The 17,194-nt window shown below is 52.0% G+C and carries 19 protein-coding genes; 10 read left to right on the top strand and 9 right to left on the bottom strand.

Annotated elements, in window-relative coordinates; genetic code table 11:
* Positions 1-510 precede the first annotated feature (510 nt).
* The 7 genes from J4G02_18575 to J4G02_18605 all read right to left on the bottom strand — a co-directional run bounded on the left by J4G02_18575 (position 511) and on the right by J4G02_18605 (position 4,425).
* Positions 511-753: a hypothetical protein gene (locus tag J4G02_18575; GenBank protein ID MCE2396541.1), complete on the bottom strand. Its 243-nt coding sequence runs from the start codon at positions 751-753 to the stop codon at positions 511-513.
* Between the two features lie 9 nt (positions 754-762).
* Positions 763-1,044, bottom strand: coding sequence for a hypothetical protein (locus tag J4G02_18580; protein MCE2396542.1), 282 nt, complete (start codon positions 1,042-1,044; stop codon positions 763-765).
* Between the two features lie 43 nt (positions 1,045-1,087).
* The gene (locus tag J4G02_18585) at positions 1,088-1,534 is read right to left on the bottom strand and encodes a DUF5615 family PIN-like protein (protein ID MCE2396543.1); all 447 of its coding nucleotides are present in this window, start codon (positions 1,532-1,534) and stop codon (positions 1,088-1,090) included.
* A gap of 2 nt (positions 1,535-1,536) precedes the next feature.
* Positions 1,537-1,710 carry a DUF433 domain-containing protein gene (locus J4G02_18590; GenBank protein ID MCE2396544.1) on the bottom strand — a complete coding sequence of 58 codons (174 nt, stop codon included), beginning with the start codon at positions 1,708-1,710 and terminating at the stop codon, positions 1,537-1,539.
* 253 nt (positions 1,711-1,963) lie between these two features.
* Entirely contained in the window at positions 1,964-3,175 is a 1,212-nt protein-coding gene (locus J4G02_18595; GenBank protein ID MCE2396545.1) for a tetratricopeptide repeat protein, read from the bottom strand.
* A gap of 108 nt (positions 3,176-3,283) precedes the next feature.
* Entirely contained in the window at positions 3,284-3,436 is a 153-nt protein-coding gene (locus tag J4G02_18600; protein ID MCE2396546.1) for a hypothetical protein, read from the bottom strand.
* A gap of 47 nt (positions 3,437-3,483) precedes the next feature.
* A complete protein-coding gene (locus J4G02_18605; GenBank protein ID MCE2396547.1) occupies positions 3,484-4,425 on the bottom strand; it encodes a cytochrome b N-terminal domain-containing protein in 942 nt (313 codons plus the stop codon).
* Positions 4,426-4,917: 492 nt separating this feature from the next.
* Here J4G02_18605 and J4G02_18610 point away from each other — a divergent pair, with 492 nt between their 5' ends.
* The 10 genes from J4G02_18610 to J4G02_18655 all read left to right on the top strand — a co-directional run bounded on the left by J4G02_18610 (position 4,918) and on the right by J4G02_18655 (position 15,617).
* Positions 4,918-6,291: a hypothetical protein gene (locus J4G02_18610; protein ID MCE2396548.1), complete on the top strand. Its 1,374-nt coding sequence runs from the start codon at positions 4,918-4,920 to the stop codon at positions 6,289-6,291.
* Between the two features lie 163 nt (positions 6,292-6,454).
* Positions 6,455-7,591, top strand: coding sequence for a mandelate racemase/muconate lactonizing enzyme family protein (locus J4G02_18615; protein ID MCE2396549.1), 1,137 nt, complete (start codon positions 6,455-6,457; stop codon positions 7,589-7,591).
* 42 nt (positions 7,592-7,633) lie between these two features.
* Entirely contained in the window at positions 7,634-8,671 is a 1,038-nt protein-coding gene (locus tag J4G02_18620; protein ID MCE2396550.1) for an aminotransferase class I/II-fold pyridoxal phosphate-dependent enzyme, read from the top strand.
* Positions 8,672-8,686: 15 nt separating this feature from the next.
* Positions 8,687-9,940, top strand: coding sequence for an MFS transporter (locus J4G02_18625; GenBank protein MCE2396551.1), 1,254 nt, complete (start codon positions 8,687-8,689; stop codon positions 9,938-9,940).
* Between the two features lie 132 nt (positions 9,941-10,072).
* Positions 10,073-10,861 (top strand): hypothetical protein, encoded by a 789-nt coding sequence (locus J4G02_18630; protein MCE2396552.1) that lies wholly within the window; start codon positions 10,073-10,075, stop codon positions 10,859-10,861.
* Positions 10,862-10,879: 18 nt separating this feature from the next.
* Complete coding sequence (locus J4G02_18635; protein ID MCE2396553.1) at positions 10,880-12,610, top strand: thiamine pyrophosphate-binding protein; 1,731 nt, start codon at positions 10,880-10,882, stop codon at positions 12,608-12,610.
* Between the two features lie 13 nt (positions 12,611-12,623).
* Positions 12,624-13,166 carry a hypothetical protein gene (locus tag J4G02_18640; protein ID MCE2396554.1) on the top strand — a complete coding sequence of 181 codons (543 nt, stop codon included), beginning with the start codon at positions 12,624-12,626 and terminating at the stop codon, positions 13,164-13,166.
* Positions 13,167-13,199: 33 nt separating this feature from the next.
* Positions 13,200-14,168 carry a thiamine pyrophosphate-dependent dehydrogenase E1 component subunit alpha gene (locus tag J4G02_18645; GenBank protein ID MCE2396555.1) on the top strand — a complete coding sequence of 323 codons (969 nt, stop codon included), beginning with the start codon at positions 13,200-13,202 and terminating at the stop codon, positions 14,166-14,168.
* 12 nt (positions 14,169-14,180) lie between these two features.
* Entirely contained in the window at positions 14,181-14,615 is a 435-nt protein-coding gene (locus tag J4G02_18650) for a DUF393 domain-containing protein (protein ID MCE2396556.1), read from the top strand.
* Positions 14,616-14,657: 42 nt separating this feature from the next.
* Complete coding sequence (locus J4G02_18655) at positions 14,658-15,617, top strand: alpha-ketoacid dehydrogenase subunit beta (GenBank protein ID MCE2396557.1); 960 nt, start codon at positions 14,658-14,660, stop codon at positions 15,615-15,617.
* Between the two features lie 126 nt (positions 15,618-15,743).
* Here J4G02_18655 and J4G02_18660 read toward each other — a convergent pair whose 3' ends face one another.
* Both J4G02_18660 and J4G02_18665 read right to left on the bottom strand, forming a co-directional pair.
* Positions 15,744-16,586, bottom strand: a complete 843-nt coding sequence (locus tag J4G02_18660; protein MCE2396558.1) for an amidohydrolase family protein — start codon at positions 16,584-16,586, stop codon at positions 15,744-15,746.
* 42 nt (positions 16,587-16,628) lie between these two features.
* Positions 16,629-17,194: hypothetical protein (locus tag J4G02_18665; protein MCE2396559.1), on the bottom strand; the 566-nt coding region annotated here is incomplete at its 5' end.

Genomic DNA, 17,194 nt, shown 5'->3' on the forward strand with positions numbered 1-17,194 from the left:
GGTTTCCAACCGCACCGCATCGGCACTGTTGGAAACAGTGCCTACCAAACGTGTCTCGTTTTCTGGTTTTCCCGTTTTCCCGTTTTCTCTGATTAGGCACCGCACCGGTTTGGAGTGTCTCATTAATTCTAAAATCCACCATAAATAGCCCTAGGGTACTATTGGTTGACGGATGCACCAAGATTTACCAATGAGATCGGTCATAGGAGGGAAAAAAGAACAAAAAGGTAGGATATTCAAAATACAAAGGGGTGAAATAACGTCTATAGCCCCAACAGGAACAATAGGTGGCTTTCGCTCCAGAGGAGCGATATATTTATAGAACCGCGACATCTCCGATTCCCGCGCTCCAGCGGAGCGTTAGGTGGCTTTCGCTCCAGAGGAGCGGCATGTCTATAGAACCGCGACACTCCGATTCCCGCGCTCCAGCGGAGCGCAATGTGTGTAATAGAATATGTCTAGCCCAAACTAAAGCCCCAATGGGAGACAGGTAGCAACTGGTTTACTTGATTATTGATTTCCTTGTTTGTCTGCCCCAAATGATGAATCCAATCGCACAGGTCTCCGATTTTCCTTAATCACTTGAAGCAGAGCCTCCGCATCCTCCATTGTCACGTCATACGATTTCTCGACAGCTTTAATAATGCGTTGTGCCATTGGATTTTTGACCATCGGCTTCGACTCTAAGTCCTCGACGATTTCCGAATCACTCGCCAATTCGTCAGTCACTTCTTGTGCTTCTTTTTTTCGCATAGTAATTACCTAAGATGTCAACATAGAGGCGATGTCTTCGGGCAATTTAACACGATTTGCCCGCTTATAAGCCTCAATACTTTCGGAGAAGTAATGAAACACGGCGATAATATCCACTCCCATACTTTTGGCGACCCTCAGATCTAATCTGGCTTTTTCCCATTCTCCTAGGTGCAACCATGTCTCACCACAATAGTAATAGTCCATGGCATAGTTGGGATTTAAGTCTATCGCTGTGGTTTGCCCATCCTCTTTCCTATGCCTACATCTGTATTTGTCGAATTTTGGCATTCTCAGGGTTTTTGGATGTCTCCATTCTTATCCTGCATATCCTTCAATCCTGCCTGTCCCGATCTATCGGGGAAAATCCTGATTCAGACGATTTCCACACTCTACACAATTCCAATCCCCTGCTTGAGCAAAGTCGCTTGTAGCTAAATGGTTTGCCCGATTCACAGACAACAATCAACGGGGGTGTCCAATCAATCTCTGCGTTGAGGAGAACTTGCAAGTCAGCAATTACCTCCGAGGACGGACGATTTCCCGGACGCAAATGGATGATTCCGGTAATGGTTTGCTCCTCATGAACTGCTAGCGTCCCGAAATCGGAATCGTGCGTCAACACAAATCGGTTCCTCACATGCGCCTCACGCAGGAGGTCTCGGTCTTCATATCTGTTCCAGCTTTCTTCGCGTCCAGCCACCACATCAACCCCTTGCGCTCGCAAAAACTGAATGACGGAAACCGCGATATTTATGTCAGCGACAAGAGGAGGAAGCATTATTAAGCCCTATCACGGGTTGGAAGATCGATTATCACTCCATTGCGGAGTGCCCGCGAAGGATACGTGCGTCCCGTAGCATACGTCCGCACCGCTTGGATGTTTTCCTCGTTCAACTCCGGATAGTCTGCGATAATCTCTGCCTTAGACATGCCGCTAGCGAGCAGCCCCAACACATGCTCTACGCTGAGGCGAGTTCAATTTCTGGATTGACGACAATTTTAGTCATCATTGCACCTCCCTTGAGAAGTTTTTATAGTGAATTAGGGAAATAAGTAGACATCTACCAATAACTCCGACCTTCGCGAAGTTTCCAAAGTCCCCCTGATAAGGGGGATTTAGGGGGTTGGCTGTGCATTGAGAATGTCTAAGTAATTCTAAGATCCACCATAGTTTCGATTTCCACTGCTTTTGTCAGTTTTTCAACATTCATGCCTGCGGTAGTGTTAGCATGGCGACGATGTCTTCTGGTAGTTGAACGCCATTTCTCTCCTCAAAGTCCTCAACACTTTCGTAGTCACTACAAAACGCAGTAATGATATTTATCCCCATGTCTCTGGCAACAGTCAGGTCTGATATGGCTCTTTCCCATTCTCTCAGACGTAACCACGCCGCACCGCGATTGTAATAGGCCGGGGCAAGCTCAGGATTCAGTCCTATCGCCGGGTTATAGTCTTTGATGGCACGAATTACTGCGTGCTTAGAACTCGACGAGTCCGGTTCGTAAGCTCTACCGCGATTGTTATAGGCTATGGCATAATTGGGATTCAACTCTATCGCTTTGCTAAAGTCTGCGATGGCAGACTCATACTCCTCTTTTAAGTAGTACGCAACTCCGCGATTGTTATGGGCTACGGCATAATCGGGATTCAGCTCTGTCGCTTTCGTGAAATCTACAATGGCAGACTCATACTCCTCTTTTAAGTAGTAAACTCCACCGCGATTGCTATAGGCTACGGCATAATTGGGATTCAACTCTATCGCTTTGGTATAGTCTTCAATGGTACGCTCAAAATCGCCTTTCGCACTGTAAGCCACTCCGCGATTGTTATAGGCATTGGGATTATTCGGGTTGAGTTCAATTGCGCGCGAGTAGACTTCTATCGCCATATTGATTTGTCCGATCATCATGAAAACGTTACCTTGTTGGAAAGCCAATTCAGCACGTAGTTCTTTTTCAGATGTTTCGGACGACGAATCCACCTGAGCTTGCATTTCTTCAATGGTTTTTCGGATGCCGTCTACCACATTTTGCCAACCATTACTCTCAGGTTGCCACTTGCTAATGGGATCGTCTTTGTCAGGAAGAGCTTGGAAATCGCTGAGTTGATGATTTTGCCAATCACAATCCTCAAGGATTATTGGGATAATCCTTATGTTGAAGTTTAACGCCTCTGCCAATTCTTTATTACAGTTTTCAGACGCCAGACTCGCAGCAGAGACGAGATAGAGAAGTATATCCGAATCAGCAAGATGTTTGAAAATATCTTCACGCCACTTGGTGCCCCCGGTCATTTCGGCATCGTGCCAAGTCACGAGCTCATTTCGCTGCTGCATCACAGCAAGGCGTGTTATTAGTTCCTCCTTCGCTGCTGTATTTTTATGCGCGTAGGTAATAAATCCTTTTAGTGGCTTACTCATTCTCTTTCCTCTGCCTGAATATAGATCTGCTGAATCTTAAGATTCTTGAGATTCTTGGACGTATCCTTTCTTATCTCGTTTATCCTCCCATCCTGATTCACCCAACCCCTAATCCAACCCAAAATCAAAAACCGCCCCATCCTCCTCCGACTTCTCCTCCTGAACCTCACTTTGACTCGGCGCTGTTTGCTCAGCCGCAGGAAGTTGTTCAGGAGCAAGCTCCAGTCTAGGCGCAATCGCACCAAGAACCGTGAGCAACACAATCAGCACAACAGACAGACAAGTGACCGTAAGCGCGACCGGACGTTTCAGCAGGGAAGTCCGCTCCTCTTTCTTATAAACCCAACAGTGGGAATGACAAAAGTGCCAAGCACCTCAAGGGGTCCCTCAAAATACTTGAGCAACTGAAACAAAAACAGGAAATACCACTCCGGGCGCGGATCATAACTAGCATCGGTCGGATCGGCAAGTTCTTCGAGCGGCACAGGAATAAAGATCGCCATCGCAGCGAGAATGACGAATAAGATCAGGATCGCGACCGCATCCTCAAAAAGCTGATCCGGATAAAACGGTTTGCCAGACCGCATATCTTCGGGGGCATTTTTAGGTGTCCCCGCCGAACCGTAATAGCGCACGAAAAACAGATGTGCGCCGACCAAGCCAAAAGCGAGCCACGGCAGCCAGATCGTGTGCAGCGCATAAAACCGAGTGAGCGTAACAGCACCGATCTCCTCCCCACCACGGAGCACCTTCCCGACAAACTCCCCGATGACAGGGGCGGTGCCAGCAATTTTAACACCGACCACCGTCGCCCAATATGCCTTCTGATCCCACGGCAGCAGGTAGCCAGTGAAGCCAAACCCCAGCACAACCAAGAACATCAAGACCCCGGTGACCCACGTCATCTCCCTCGGCGGTTTATAGGAGGCATAAGCCACCACGCGCAGCAGGTGTAAAAATACGACAATCACCATCGCGCTAGCACCCCAATGGTGCAAGCCGCGCACAAAGCCGCCGAAAAGCACCTCCCCACTGATGTACTTCACGGCGTTATAAGCGTGGTCAGGTGAGGGCGAATAGTAAAACGCTAAAAACGCCCCGGTAACCGCTTGAAGAATCAGCAGAAAGGCTGCCATACTCCCCAGAGAGAAAAGCCAGTTGATATGCTTCGGCAGCGGCTTTTTGATATGGTCTGCCACATTCTTGAGAGGCAGTCGATCCGCCAAAAATGCGCTCACTCGATTTTTCATTGGTGTGTCCCCTCCGCGAAAATACGCTCGGCTAAATTTCCGTTGACTCTTATGTAAATTATACAACCGGAGCCGCCAAAACTCAATATCAAAACCGAATCCTTCGTATTGACAACCTCTGGAAACTGTCATAAAATGCGTACGAATTCTGGGCTAGTTCAAAATCCTATTGACGTTTTTCTAACCGCTCAAACCAGACTCACGTAAGAGTAACCGGCTCATGTTCAGAAATTGTACAACAAAAACCGTAGGGGCGGGTCTCCCCGTCCGTAGTAAGGATTGGGTAACCCAACCCCTACAAAAGCTCGGATTCCCCTTGTGTTTTGCACTGCCTTTGCTTGAGTTCCGTAGATGGGGCTTCCTAACCCGACTGCGGCAATGAATGAACAAATGGTTTTCACGTTTCACGCTTTTTGCATTTTGCGTTTCCTTTTTAGGTAAGCCAAGGAATCAGTCCCAATCCTAATTCATTATCACCACGGAGGCATTATTGTGCCAGCTAAAAAGATCGTGTGTCTCGGCGGTGGAAGCCTCTATTTCCGCCGTGCAATACCAGATTTGCTGCTGAGTCAAGATCTGGGCGATTCGGAACTCGTCCTCTACGACATCGACAGCGAAAAAGTTGAAAGAATGGCAGCAATGGGTAGACGTTTAGCCGAAGTTGCAGGAACGAGATTCAAAATTCGTTCAACGATTGACCTTGCTGATGCCGTTGACGGCGCAGATTTCGCTATCTCTTCGATTGGCGGGAGTGGTGCCGAAATCACGCGGAATGTTTACAATTCGTATTTCCACAACGCCGATATCCGCATCCCAGAGAAATACGGCATTTCCCAAGTTATCGGGGATACTTGTGGACCCGCAGGGATGATGATGGCGCTACGGTCAATTCCCGCTTATATCAACATCTGTCAAGAGATGGAGAAACGCTGCCCTAAGGCTACCATGTTTAACCACTCAAATCCCATGGCAACGTTACTACGCGCGATGCACAAATATACCGATGTGAACGTCATCGGCATTTGCCACGGGGTGCAAGCAGGGATTGTGTATGCGGCAGAGATTCTCGGTGTTCCGCCAACGGAGTTGGATTGCATGTGGGTCGGGACAAATCATTATTTTTGGTTCACTCGCGTCCTACACAAGGGAGAAGACCTGTATCCAGAACTGATGCGGCGTGTCGCCGAACGCCAAGCACCGGAAGGGCGAGTCCTCAGTGCGAGGTTATCTCAAATTTACGGGTATCACATCGTTTATCCGTCCGACGATCACATTATAGAATTTTACCCGTTTTTGACACAGGTACAGGGCGGACCGAAGAATTTACCTTACGGCATGTATGAGAGCCTTCTGGGACACGGATACGAAACTGGAAAACCGACCGCAGCACCCGCTGAACCGGAAATCCGCGCCGAATTCTTCAAGGAGTATCAGGCACTGCTGGACGAAATCCAACTCCCTGACGCACAGGATAACTCAATCACCGGCGAAGGTATTGCAAGCCTCATCAGTGCCATTGCAAACGGTCGTCGTGAGATATACATTGTCAACGTCGCCAACCAAGGCGCAATCGCCAACCTTCCCGCCACGGCTGAAGTTGAGTTAGAGGGCGTAACCGATTCTGGAGGTGTGCGCGCAATACAGATGGGTGAGGTGCCGCCGGTGCTCAAAGGTATTCTGGAGAAACGGTTCGTATGGCACGAATTGGTCGCCGATGCCGCAGTCAAGGGAGACCGAAACCTCGCACTTCAGGCGTTGCTGATCGATGAAATGGCAATCCTGCCCGACAACGCAGAAGCGATGCTTGATGAGTTACTCCTTGCATCAAAAGAACTGCTTCCTCAGTTCTTTTCTAGGGCGCACTGACATTCCGAAAGCTGTAGGGAACAACGATCGTTGTTCCCTACGAAAGTTCCCACCAAGACGTAGAACCGATTAAGCGAAATCCATTTGATTCGGCTTCAAAAAACGTGCTATAATTCGCGGTTGAGGAAACCCCTAGGTATGAGAGATGAAAGGCTAACTTAAAATGAAAATTACAGAAATAGAAACCATTGCGTTGACAGATCCGGGCAAAGCGGACGAGACCCTAGTGCGCGTGCATACCGACGAGGGTATCACCGGGATTGGACAGGCGGAATCTCCGTCACTGGTAATTGATGCCATCATCCGCACCGATGGCGGTTTACAGGGGCTTCTGCGCGACGAAGACCCGCTGCAAGTTGAACGGCTCTGGCAGAAGATGTACTCCGCCACAGGTTTATTCGGGAGGCGCGGCGTCACCATCGCAGCTATCGGAGCAGTAGAGACAGCACTCTGGGATATTGCGGGCAAAGCGCTCGGTAAGCCGGTCTGCGAACTGATCTGGCACGCCTGCTGCACTGTGCGGGAAGCCGGCGAAATTAAAAAGAAGGTGATGCCCTATGCGACCGTCTACCCACCGGGCGAGGATGTAGAAGAGATTGTCGAGCGTTTTACGCTAGCAAAGGATCGGAACTTCCACGCAATGAAACTAGAGGAGTGGCCCGGCGGGTTCGGACATGTGAGTGTGCAGCGCGACGCTGAAATTGTGGGTGCCGTCCGTGAAACCATCGGTGAGGACAGGGACATCCTTATCGATGTACAGAACTGCTGGTACGAGGTTGGGCAAGCCATCGCCTCGATCCGTGCGATTGAGGAATATCGCCCATTTTTTATCGAGGCACCCCTCCCGGCGGACAATCTCGCCGGTTATGCGCGGTTGGCGGATGCCGTAGATACCCGCATTGCGGTAGGTGACTGGGGCTTCACCACACGGTTTGAATTTGAAGATATTATGGAGAAGGGACGGGTGGATGTCGTCCAGCCTAGCTCAGTCCGTTCAGGCGGTATTCGAGAAATCGCGCGGATTGCGGAGGCAGCCTATCGTAGGGGGTTGATTTGTGTGCCCCACGCGTGGTGCCACGTCGTCGGAGTAGCGGCAGAAATTCATCTCGCTGCAGTGCTACCGAACATGCCGTATTTCGAGACCCCCATCGCATTTCCAGATTCACCAATCATCTCCGAATTGCTGACACCGACGATGGAGGTTGATGCAGATGGATTTATCGAAGTACCTGACCGTCCGGGACTGGGATTTGAGTTGAATGAAGATGTGTTAAAACACTTCAGGGTTGATCCTCATTAGCGAGGCACGCTCACCCTTTGATAGACACAGAAAGAAAAGACAATGCCAGAAAGAACAGTAGATCTGAGAAGCGATACCGTCACCTTACCCACGCAAGAGATGAAGGAAGCCATGATGGAGGCAGCCCTCGGAGATGACGGTTACGGAGAGGATGCCACCGTCAATAGACTCCAAGAACTGGCTGCAGAAAAACTCGGAATGGAAGCGGGGATTTATGTTCCCAGCGGCACCATGGGCAACGCCTGTGCATTATTCGCTCATACCGATTCAGGGAACGATGTTTTTTTCGAGGAACGTGCCCATCTGTTCGCCGGAGCACGAGGTGAATTTGCCGTCCTCCATGGAGTGAAACCACACCCGATGCAGGCGGAGTTCGGAGTGATTCAACCCGAACAGTTGGAGGAGGCAATCAATTCGGAGGATGTTTCCCAACCGAGCCTACTGTGCATTGAGAACACCCACAACGGAAGCGGTGGATCGGCGTGGACACCCGCAGAGGTAGAAGCGGTTTCTAAAGCAGCAAGGGCACACGGATTGAAAATCCACATGGATGGCGCTCGGATTTTTAACGCGGTTGTGGCACATGGAGTAGATATGAAGGATTATACCCGGCACATTGACTCGGTGATGTTCTGCGTATCAAAAGGGTTGAGTGCGCCAGTGGGATCGCTACTGTGTGGCAGCCGTTCATTTATCGACGAAGCCGACACTGTACGTAAACGCATGGGCGGTGGTATGCGTCAAGCTGGTATTATCGCAGCAGCAGGTATTGTCGCGCTAGAGAAGATGGTAGATCGACTCGCGGAAGACCATGAAGCTGCCCGCCTGCTCTGTATAGGACTGGAAGCAATTGAAGGAATAAAAGTCCAACGACCTCCCACGCCTACCAACTTCGCCATGGTAAACGTTGAGGAATTGGGATGGCGTTCTGAATCGCTCATTGAGAAGTGGCAGGCTTGTGGTATTCTCGCGAACCCTCGCCCCCCTGCCGGTGCGCGTCTGGTTGCCCATCGTCACATCACACATGACGATGTAACCTATGTGGTGGATGCTACACGCCGGTTGGTCGAGAAGGGATAGACCACGTCCAACAGCATGAACAGAGCGACCCCCACCTATCTCCATGTCCTGCGCGATTTCAACCGCGATTTGCGCCTTTACCTCATCACCACAATGTTAATCGGGCTTACTGTCGATGGTGGGGTCTATACCGTTTTATTCAATCTGTACCTGCTACGCTTGGGATATGGGCCCGAATTCATTGGCTTGGTCAACGGGAGTGGGATGCTGGTCTTCGCCCTCTTCTGTCTGCCTGCCGGAACGATCAGCGAGCGCTTGGGCAATCGTCGCATGATGATCGCTGGGTTGAGCCTACTACTGATAGGATGTGGGTTGCTACCCTTCGCTGAAATACACACAGAGAACTGGCGGGCGGGCTGGTTGTTTATCACTTGGTGCTTCGCTTTCATCGGTTTCGCCATCTACTTTGTCAACACCGCCCCGTTTGCGATGAAGGTCGCCCATCAGAGTGAACGCAACCATGTTTTTTCCGTGCAAGCAGCACTCTGGTCGTTAGCTGGCTTTGCTGGAAGTTTGATCGGTGGGTTCCTGCCGGGTATCTTTGCCGTATATCTTGGTGTTTCGCTCGACCAAGCCGCGCCCTATCGATACTCGCTGTTGGCTGCTAGTCTGTTATTGATTCCCTCGGTTCTGGCAATCGCAGCGACCCGCGAGGGCCCCACCCAACCCATAAAAGAACAACCAGCTAAAGGGCAGGCATCGCCCCTCCGGTTAATCGCACTCTTGACGTTGATTCGGCTCCTTGTGGTGACAGGTGTGGGCACGCTCTTCACCTTCTTTAACGTCTACATGGATGCCGGTTTGCACATCTCTACGGTTCACATCGGCGTGCTATCCGCTATCGGTAGGCTGCTCTCCATACCGACAGCGTTGATCGTACCCTTGCTGACGAAGCGATGGGGTAACGGTCATACCGCTGCGTGGGCATCGTTGGGAACAGCCATCAGCATGTTACCACTGATCCTTGTTTCTCACTGGAGTGCCGCCGGACTCGGTTTTATCGGAGTGCTTGCCCTGACCTCGATCCGATATCCGACCTTCCTCGTCTACACAATGGAGGTGGTGTCCCCAGCCCGGCGGGGGACGATGTCAGGTGCTGGCGAGATGGCATCAGGCTTGAGTTTCTCAGCCATGGCGTTGGGAGGCGGTTACATCATCGGGTCGCTCGGCTACCGCAGCTTTTTCCTGACAGGCGCAAGTCTGACTGTCGTCGGTACACTCAGTTTCTTGATACATCTCCGTCTACAACATCGACAATCTGTCGGATAAATATGTTGAAAATTTCTATCGATGTGCTATACTAACCCAAGTTGTTATCCAAACAAAATTAACTTGACGCGTTATTTGTAGTAGGTCGATTTGCCAAAGTCGACATCGCTGATAGCCAAAAAGAGAAATTCGATGCAAGCTGCTCTGAATCCCAATGAAATCGGGACCGTTCAGGTTGCCGACAGCATTACCAAACTCGGTCCTCAATTCCGGGGAACTGTGCTTGTCGCGGGCTCTCACGGAGGCAGCTACTGCGGATACCTAGCAGCACTCGCAGGCTTACGCGGTGTGATTTTCAATGACGCGGGAATCGGGCTAGATAACGCAGGCATCGGAGCCCTCGATTACCTACAGCGGCTAGGGATGGCCGCCGCAACTGTTGCCCATACATCGGCACGTATTGGAGACGGTGCTGACATGTTCGCTGCCAAAGCCCTCGGCTGTGCAGTGGATCAACCTTGTGGAGAAGCAGCAGAAGCCATGCAACAGGGGAAAGCGTTTGAAGGCAACGCACCCGCCTACTTGGAAACGCGCAAGCTGCTGCGCGAGGCACCGGTGAGGGTAATCACCTGCGACTCCGCATCACTCGTCGAGCCCAACGATAGCGACGCAATCATCATTACAGGTTCGCACGGCGGAAGACTTGCAGGACGCCCCGGTTATGGTCTTGCAGTGCAGGCGAGAGGGGCAGTGTTCAACGATGCCGGCGTTGGGATAGATATGGCTGGGGTTCAGCGTCTCGAAATCCTTGATCAGAACTCCATCCCGGCGGTCACAGTTGACGCCATGACCGCCCGTATCGGCGATGCGTGTTCCGCATGGGAAAACGGAATCATCTCACACATTAACAAACAAGCTGCCAATCGTGGCGTAAGCGTTGGCATGACAGTGCCAACCTTTGTAGAATTGCTCACTTCATAATTGAGGAGGTGGAGATCGATGTCTTCATTTCGACAGATGAACGGCGGACACGCACTCGCTGAAATGCTCAAGCGTCACAACCCCGCTCCGATGTTCGGTATGGCTGGGTTCCAACTATTGCCCTTCTACGATGCAGTCCGCGAACTAGGGCTTCAACATACACTTATCAACGACGAGCGGTCCGGTGTGTTCGCCGCTGACGCATGGGCCCGGGTTACCGGTCGCCCCGGTATCTGCGATGCCACACTCGGTCCGGGAGCCACAAACCTAGTGACCGGGCTTGTCGAATCATTGAACGCAGGGGTGCCCCTCGTCGTTATCGTCGGCAACAGCAACCGTGCACATTCTTGGAAAAACATGACACAGGAGGCGCGTCAATCCGAGATCCTCGCCCCATCGGTTAAAGCGTTAATCCGGATCGAAGATGGACTTCGCATCCCCGAACTTGTGCGACGCGCCTATGCCATCGCTACCTCTGGACGACCAGGACCTGTTGTTCTGGATGTCCCCGAAGATGTGGCACACGGCGAATTCGACTACCCAAGCGACGATTTCTACGTCGACCCAGAAACTATTTGTATCCCAGCCCAGCGCCCCCGTCCGGGGCGCGAATCCGTTGCACGCGCCGCAGCGCAGTTCCGCCGCTCCAAGCGACCAATTATACTTGCGGGGGGTGGTATCCACCTCTCAGGCGCTTATGAAGCACTGCTCAAGTTCGCCGAAGATTTCAGCGTCCCAGTTGCTCAGACATTGAGTGGGAAGGGTGCTATTCCGTGTACACACCCGCTGAGTGTAGGTTTATTCGGTCGCTGGTCACGGATTGCCAACGACCTGATCGAAACCTCAGATTGTATCCTCGCTGTCGGATGCAAGATGGGTGAAATCGCTACCAAACGCTACGCCCTGATGCCGCGAGGTGTTCCGTTCATCCATCTCGATATCGTGGCGGAGGAGATCGGGCGCACGACACCCACAGAAGTCGCGCTCTGGGGCGATGCCGCCGAGGGACTTATAGATCTCCACGCCAGCCTCACTGACGATACTGAAGCCTTACAGGCACAACACGTAGCCTACCTAGCGGAAGTCACAAAACGGATGGCAGTTTGGCGATCAGAAGCAGAGCCTCGCTACGCTTCCGAGGAGCGTCCGATTCACATGGCACGATTAGTCCGCGAACTTCAAGGTGTCATGCCCGACGATGGGATCCTCGTTGTTGATGGTGGATTCGCCGCCCATTGGACCGGCCTGCTCTATGATTCAACCCGCGCAGGACGTTCCTACATTGCAAATCGGGGGTTTGCTTCTATCGGCTACGGTTTGCCGGGAACTATCGGTGCGCAGCTCGCTGCCCCAGATTCACCAGTGGTCGGGCTTACCGGCGATGCTGGATTCAACATGATGCTCGGAGAGCTAGAAACGGCTCGACGCTTGGGACTCGGTTTCACCCTCGCCATCGTAAACAACGCCGCATCCGGCTATGTCAAAGCCCTTCAGCACAGTCTGTACGGCGGACGCTATCAATCGAGTGATCTGAGCGAGACACATTATGCCAACGTGGCTCGTGAGCTTGGATGTCACGGTATTCGCGTATCAGAGCCTTCTAAACTTGGGGCAGCGCTCGCCGAAGGTATCGCTGCACGCGATATCCCCACTATTATTGATGTGATTGTGACCCGCGATCCAGCAAAAATGTTGCCCGGTGTTGATAGCCGGACCGCACCCGTACAGAAGGGTGATAGACCCGCATAATAGGAGGATTGACATGGAGACGATGGGCAGATTCCTAGTTACTCTGGTAGCGCCGGTGTTCGTTGTCGTCGGACTACACTGCGGCATCGTCATGCCAGATATCGACCAACGAACCACTCTGCTACTCCATCGCTCCATCATCACGCATAGCCCGCTCATTCCGGTCATAGTGGTGTTGCTCGCATTAAGGATTGGCTTGGGATTGTACACATTTGCAATGGGTGTTAGCATCGGTTTCGCTGTCCACCACGCCTTTGACCTATTTCCGAAGGGGTGGACAGGAGCTGCCCTGATAAGCGTTCCCTTCTATGACTATACACCATGGCTATTCTCATGGATATGGATTGCGTTTACCACGTTTGCCTGTGCGTACCTCGCAGCTCGGTTGGTGCAAGGAAGGTTGGATAGACTGTGGTATCTCCTCGGATTTATCTATATTTTTATATTGACCGTACCAAAAGAAGGTGCTTGGCTCGGTCCTGTCGTTGCGCTCGTAATTGCTGTCCTTGTGCTAGCCCGCACAGTGCTGTTTCGACGAGCAAAAGCTGGGGCTTGAGGCGATAGATGAGGTTTTTGGGAGGGAATAAACATGACGCTCACAACAGAGAAACAACTTGAGATGCTCCGCTCGATGCAGACCATCCGTCGTTTCGAGGAACGGGCATCAGATGACTATCAGGCAGGCGCCATCTACGGCGTCGTGCACTGCTACATCGGTGAGGAAGCTGTTGCCGTGGGGGTGTGCTCGGCGCTGAATGGGGATGACCAGATCATCAGTACCCACCGCGGGCATGGCCACTGTCTCGCTAAGGGTGCCGATCTGAATCGGATGATGGCTGAACTTTACGGCAGACAAACCGGCTACTGCAAAGGCAAAGGCGGTTCGATGCACATCGCCGATTTCAGCATCGGTATGTTAGGAGCTAACGGCATTGTCGCCGGTGGTATTCCCATCGTAACCGGTGCCGGTCTCGCTGCCCAGCTTGAAGGCAAGGGGCGGGTCGCCGTATCCTTCTTTGGGGATGGTGCTTCAAATGCGGGCCCCTTCCACGAGTCGATCAATATCGCCGCAACGTGGAAGCTGCCGATGCTCTACGTCTGCGAGAACAATCTTTATTCCGCTGGCACTGTCGCAGCAGAAACCCTCGCTCTGAACGACGTAGCAGCCCGTGCTGCCGGCTACGGTATTCCGGGCGTAGTCGTCGATGGTAACGATGTGATGGCGGTCTATGAAGCCGCTGAAGCCGCGGTCAACCGTGCGCGTGCGGGTCAAGGTCCCACTCTCATCGAATGCAAGACCTACCGCTGGCGCGGACATACCGAAAGGCCGGGGCAAGAGGACCCACGTCCGAAGGCAGAAATCGAAGAGTGGCGGCAGCGAGACCCGATCAGCCGCTTTGCCACAAGCCTGATGGAGCACGGTATTCTGACGGAAGAAGCGTGGCAGAAAATGGACGCTGAGATCCTCGCAGCAATTGAGGATGCGGTCAAATTTTCCGAGGAGAGCCCATTTCCGGAGCCGGAAGCGGCGGTCGAAGATATCTTCGCTGAATCCTAACCCACTGCTACCATGAATTCAGAAACAGATAAAACCACAGACTATGTCGCACAGAACCCACCTATCATCTTCTTTGATGGTGTGTGCGGGATGTGCAACCGATTTGTGGATCTGATCCTGAAGATTGACAGCAAAGGGATCTTCACGTTCGCGCCAATTCAAGGCGAAACCGCTAAGCAAATATTACCACCGCTCTCCGAGGTACCCCAAGAATGGTCTATGTTCTATCTGGACAAGCAGGGGATTCACAAAGAGTCAGATGCTTTTCTGGAGGTATATCGACATTTGGGAGGGGCATGGTGGTTTTTGAGTCTGATGCGCCTTGTTCCACGAGGTATTCGGGATTTCGTTTATCGCACTGTCGCTCGAAACCGATACCGATGGTTTGGGCGGAGAGACGCGTGTCGGATTCCGAGTCCCGAAGAACAAAACCGTTTTCTTCCATGAAATCTTTTTACGCTCGATCGAAAATTATGGGGGCAATCTACTATGCCAAAAATCTCTTATGCACAAGCCGGAACAGACGCGCTCATCGAGGAGATGCAGCGAGACGCAACCACATTTCACCTTGCAACTAGCGCTGCAGACGAACTGGTCAATGAATTCGGATCCGAACGAGTGCGCGCCACACCCATCGCCGAGGGTGCCTTTACAGGTATCGCCATCGGCGCAGCGGGGTCAGGCTATCGACCGATTATCAACTGGGGAATGATAACATTTTCTTTCGTCGCCATGGACCAGATCGTAAATCAGGCGGCAAAAATTCACTACATGTTCGGGGGCCAAGCGAAGTTTCCCATCACATTTCGCGCCTCGGTCGGAGGCGGCAGACGGGTCGCCGCCCAACACTCCCAGAGTCCGTATTCAATGTTTATGAACCTTGCGGGATTGAAGATGATATTGCCTTCAACCCCTTACGATATGAAGGGACTGCTCAAATCTGCCATCCGCGACGACAACCCCGTGATCTCGTTTGAATCCAACCGGCTCATGGGCGTTGAGGGCGAGGTGCCGGGGGAAGATTACACGGTGCCATTGGGGGTCGCTGATACCAAACGGGAAGGTAGCGATGTCACATTGGTAGCACTGGCTTGGCTCGTGCACGAGGGGCTCGCTGCAGCCGAAATGCTTGAGAAAGAGGGCGTTTCCGTCGAAGTCATCGATCCACGTTCCCTCGTACCTCTAGATGAGTCAGCAATTCGCACCTCTGTCCAGAAAACTGGCAGGCTGGTCATCGCCGATGAGGCAGGTCCCACCGCAGGCGCATCAGCAGAGATCATAACCGTAGTCACTGAAGATAACGAAACCTTTACAAAGCTGAAAGCACCGCCCAAGCGTGTTTGCGCGCTGCATGTGCCGATCCCGTATAGCCCCGGACTCGAAGACCATGTATTCCCAGATCGGGATAACATCGTTGTAGGTATAAGGGAAGTGCTTGACGCCGGGTGAATGTCTTGGCTCATGTCAAGAAACCGTGTAACAGAAACCGAGTTTTTTCGGAAAAACTTGGTTTCTCCTTGCGTTTTGCACCTTCAATATCCTACCGATAGAGCAGCATCACAATGCCGCTTCAAATCAGTCCCGATCTAACCACTTGTATGCCGCCGTGGCGTTCCTCCAAAAATACTTCTCAGTGGCGACGACTCCCTTCGCGTTGAAGTATTGGGATACGATTCGCTGCACCATCGCATAGTCGGCAAAGCGTTCAGATACGGGCCAATTGCTGCCGTAGACCAACCGATCCACCCCAAATGCATCCCATAAGACATCCACTGTCGGCGCATAATACGCCACATCGGTAGGTGAGGGCTTGTCTTTCGTACTTTCCACCAATCCTGAAACTTTACAGTAGACATACGGGTTTGCTGCCGCCATCTGCATCCCTTCGACCCACCCCGCATCTGGCGCTTGCCCATCAATAGGCACACCGGCGACGTGATTAATAACAATGCGTAGCTCTGGAATTTTTGCTGCGAGTGCAGCGACACTCGGCAAAGCATCTGGCGATGATAAAAGATCTACCGATAAATCCTTCGCAGCAAACATCTCAATGTTCGCCAGATTTCCACCCCTCACAACCTCTCCGATATCTACCCCTCGAAGCCGTACACCTCGGAAAAATGGATTCGCAGAATAGCGTTCAAGGTTACTCTCAAAATCCGCCGAACCTATGTCTAAATTCCCAACGAACCCAACGATAAACGGTTCATTTTCCGCAAGGTCAAGTATCCACTGATTATCCTCAACCCATGTGCTCGCCTCAACAACTACGGTTCCGGTCACACCTTCAGGGATGGCAAGTGCCTTGTGGTGCTCTGGGTACACAGGGCGATAAAGCACGTCATCGTCGGGATCGGGCCAAGGTACGCCTTCGGGCCGTGTTGGATCGTAAAAATGTGTATGTGTATCAATAATCATCCGTTACCTCCATTATTGCATTTCCCCGATACAAATTCTCTCCTACGAAATCGCCGGCACGCGCACCGGTCGGTGTTCACGTGAGGACTGGTTTGCAGCAATTGATACCGCTGCTGATTTAAGTCCATCTGCATAGGACGACCGGATCAGCGATCTATCTCCCGTCTGGATCGCTTGGATAAACGCTTCATCGATTGAGACCGGTTGTCCATCAGGCACCGCAATCGTTGCCGCGTCGTCGGGAATAATTCGCACATCTCCCCAACCTAGCTGAACGGTGTAGTGCCCTTCGACGATGAAATCGGTGCGCGAACCTCCGCCCCCATTAATCAATGCAGAACTAGTTGAGATATAACCAACGGCCCCGCTCTCAAACTGAAGCGTGACCACCTCCGCATCAGGGATTGTATGGTTTTCCTGATCAACATTAATCTGCATGGCATCAATCTTATAGACCTCAACAATTTCACCGGCGGTGTACCGAATCATATCAAGCTGGTGAGTCGCCTGCTCATGAAGCATCCCACCCGATTTCTCCATCACCCGCCACCAATGGCTCGGTCCCCCAGGTACACCGCCCCAGCGATGGCAAGCGACCATGCCGATGG

Source organism: Candidatus Poribacteria bacterium, assembly GCA_021295755.1.
In the GTDB taxonomy this organism is placed as follows: Bacteria; Poribacteria; WGA-4E; order WGA-4E; family PCPOR2b; genus PCPOR2b.

What these genes read in the sequence shown, in the direction of transcription:
- J4G02_18575 (MCE2396541.1), bottom strand. Translation starts at nt 753, where the DNA reads ATGCGAAAAAAAGAAGCACAAGAAGTGACTGACGAATTGGCGAGTGAT.
- J4G02_18580 (MCE2396542.1), bottom strand. Translation starts at nt 1,044, where the DNA reads ATGCCAAAATTCGACAAATACAGATGTAGGCATAGGAAAGAGGATGGG.
- J4G02_18585 (MCE2396543.1), bottom strand. Translation starts at nt 1,534, where the DNA reads ATGCTTCCTCCTCTTGTCGCTGACATAAATATCGCGGTTTCCGTCATT.
- J4G02_18595 (MCE2396545.1), bottom strand. Translation starts at nt 3,175, where the DNA reads ATGAGTAAGCCACTAAAAGGATTTATTACCTACGCGCATAAAAATACA.
- J4G02_18605 (MCE2396547.1), bottom strand. Translation starts at nt 4,425, where the DNA reads ATGAAAAATCGAGTGAGCGCATTTTTGGCGGATCGACTGCCTCTCAAG.
- J4G02_18615 (MCE2396549.1), top strand. Translation starts at nt 6,455, where the DNA reads ATGAAAATTACAGAAATAGAAACCATTGCGTTGACAGATCCGGGCAAA.
- J4G02_18620 (MCE2396550.1), top strand. Translation starts at nt 7,634, where the DNA reads ATGCCAGAAAGAACAGTAGATCTGAGAAGCGATACCGTCACCTTACCC.
- J4G02_18625 (MCE2396551.1), top strand. Translation starts at nt 8,687, where the DNA reads ATGAACAGAGCGACCCCCACCTATCTCCATGTCCTGCGCGATTTCAAC.
- J4G02_18630 (MCE2396552.1), top strand. Translation starts at nt 10,073, where the DNA reads ATGCAAGCTGCTCTGAATCCCAATGAAATCGGGACCGTTCAGGTTGCC.
- J4G02_18635 (MCE2396553.1), top strand. Translation starts at nt 10,880, where the DNA reads ATGTCTTCATTTCGACAGATGAACGGCGGACACGCACTCGCTGAAATG.
- J4G02_18640 (MCE2396554.1), top strand. Translation starts at nt 12,624, where the DNA reads ATGGAGACGATGGGCAGATTCCTAGTTACTCTGGTAGCGCCGGTGTTC.
- J4G02_18645 (MCE2396555.1), top strand. Translation starts at nt 13,200, where the DNA reads ATGACGCTCACAACAGAGAAACAACTTGAGATGCTCCGCTCGATGCAG.
- J4G02_18650 (MCE2396556.1), top strand. Translation starts at nt 14,181, where the DNA reads ATGAATTCAGAAACAGATAAAACCACAGACTATGTCGCACAGAACCCA.
- J4G02_18655 (MCE2396557.1), top strand. Translation starts at nt 14,658, where the DNA reads ATGCCAAAAATCTCTTATGCACAAGCCGGAACAGACGCGCTCATCGAG.
- J4G02_18660 (MCE2396558.1), bottom strand. Translation starts at nt 16,586, where the DNA reads ATGATTATTGATACACATACACATTTTTACGATCCAACACGGCCCGAA.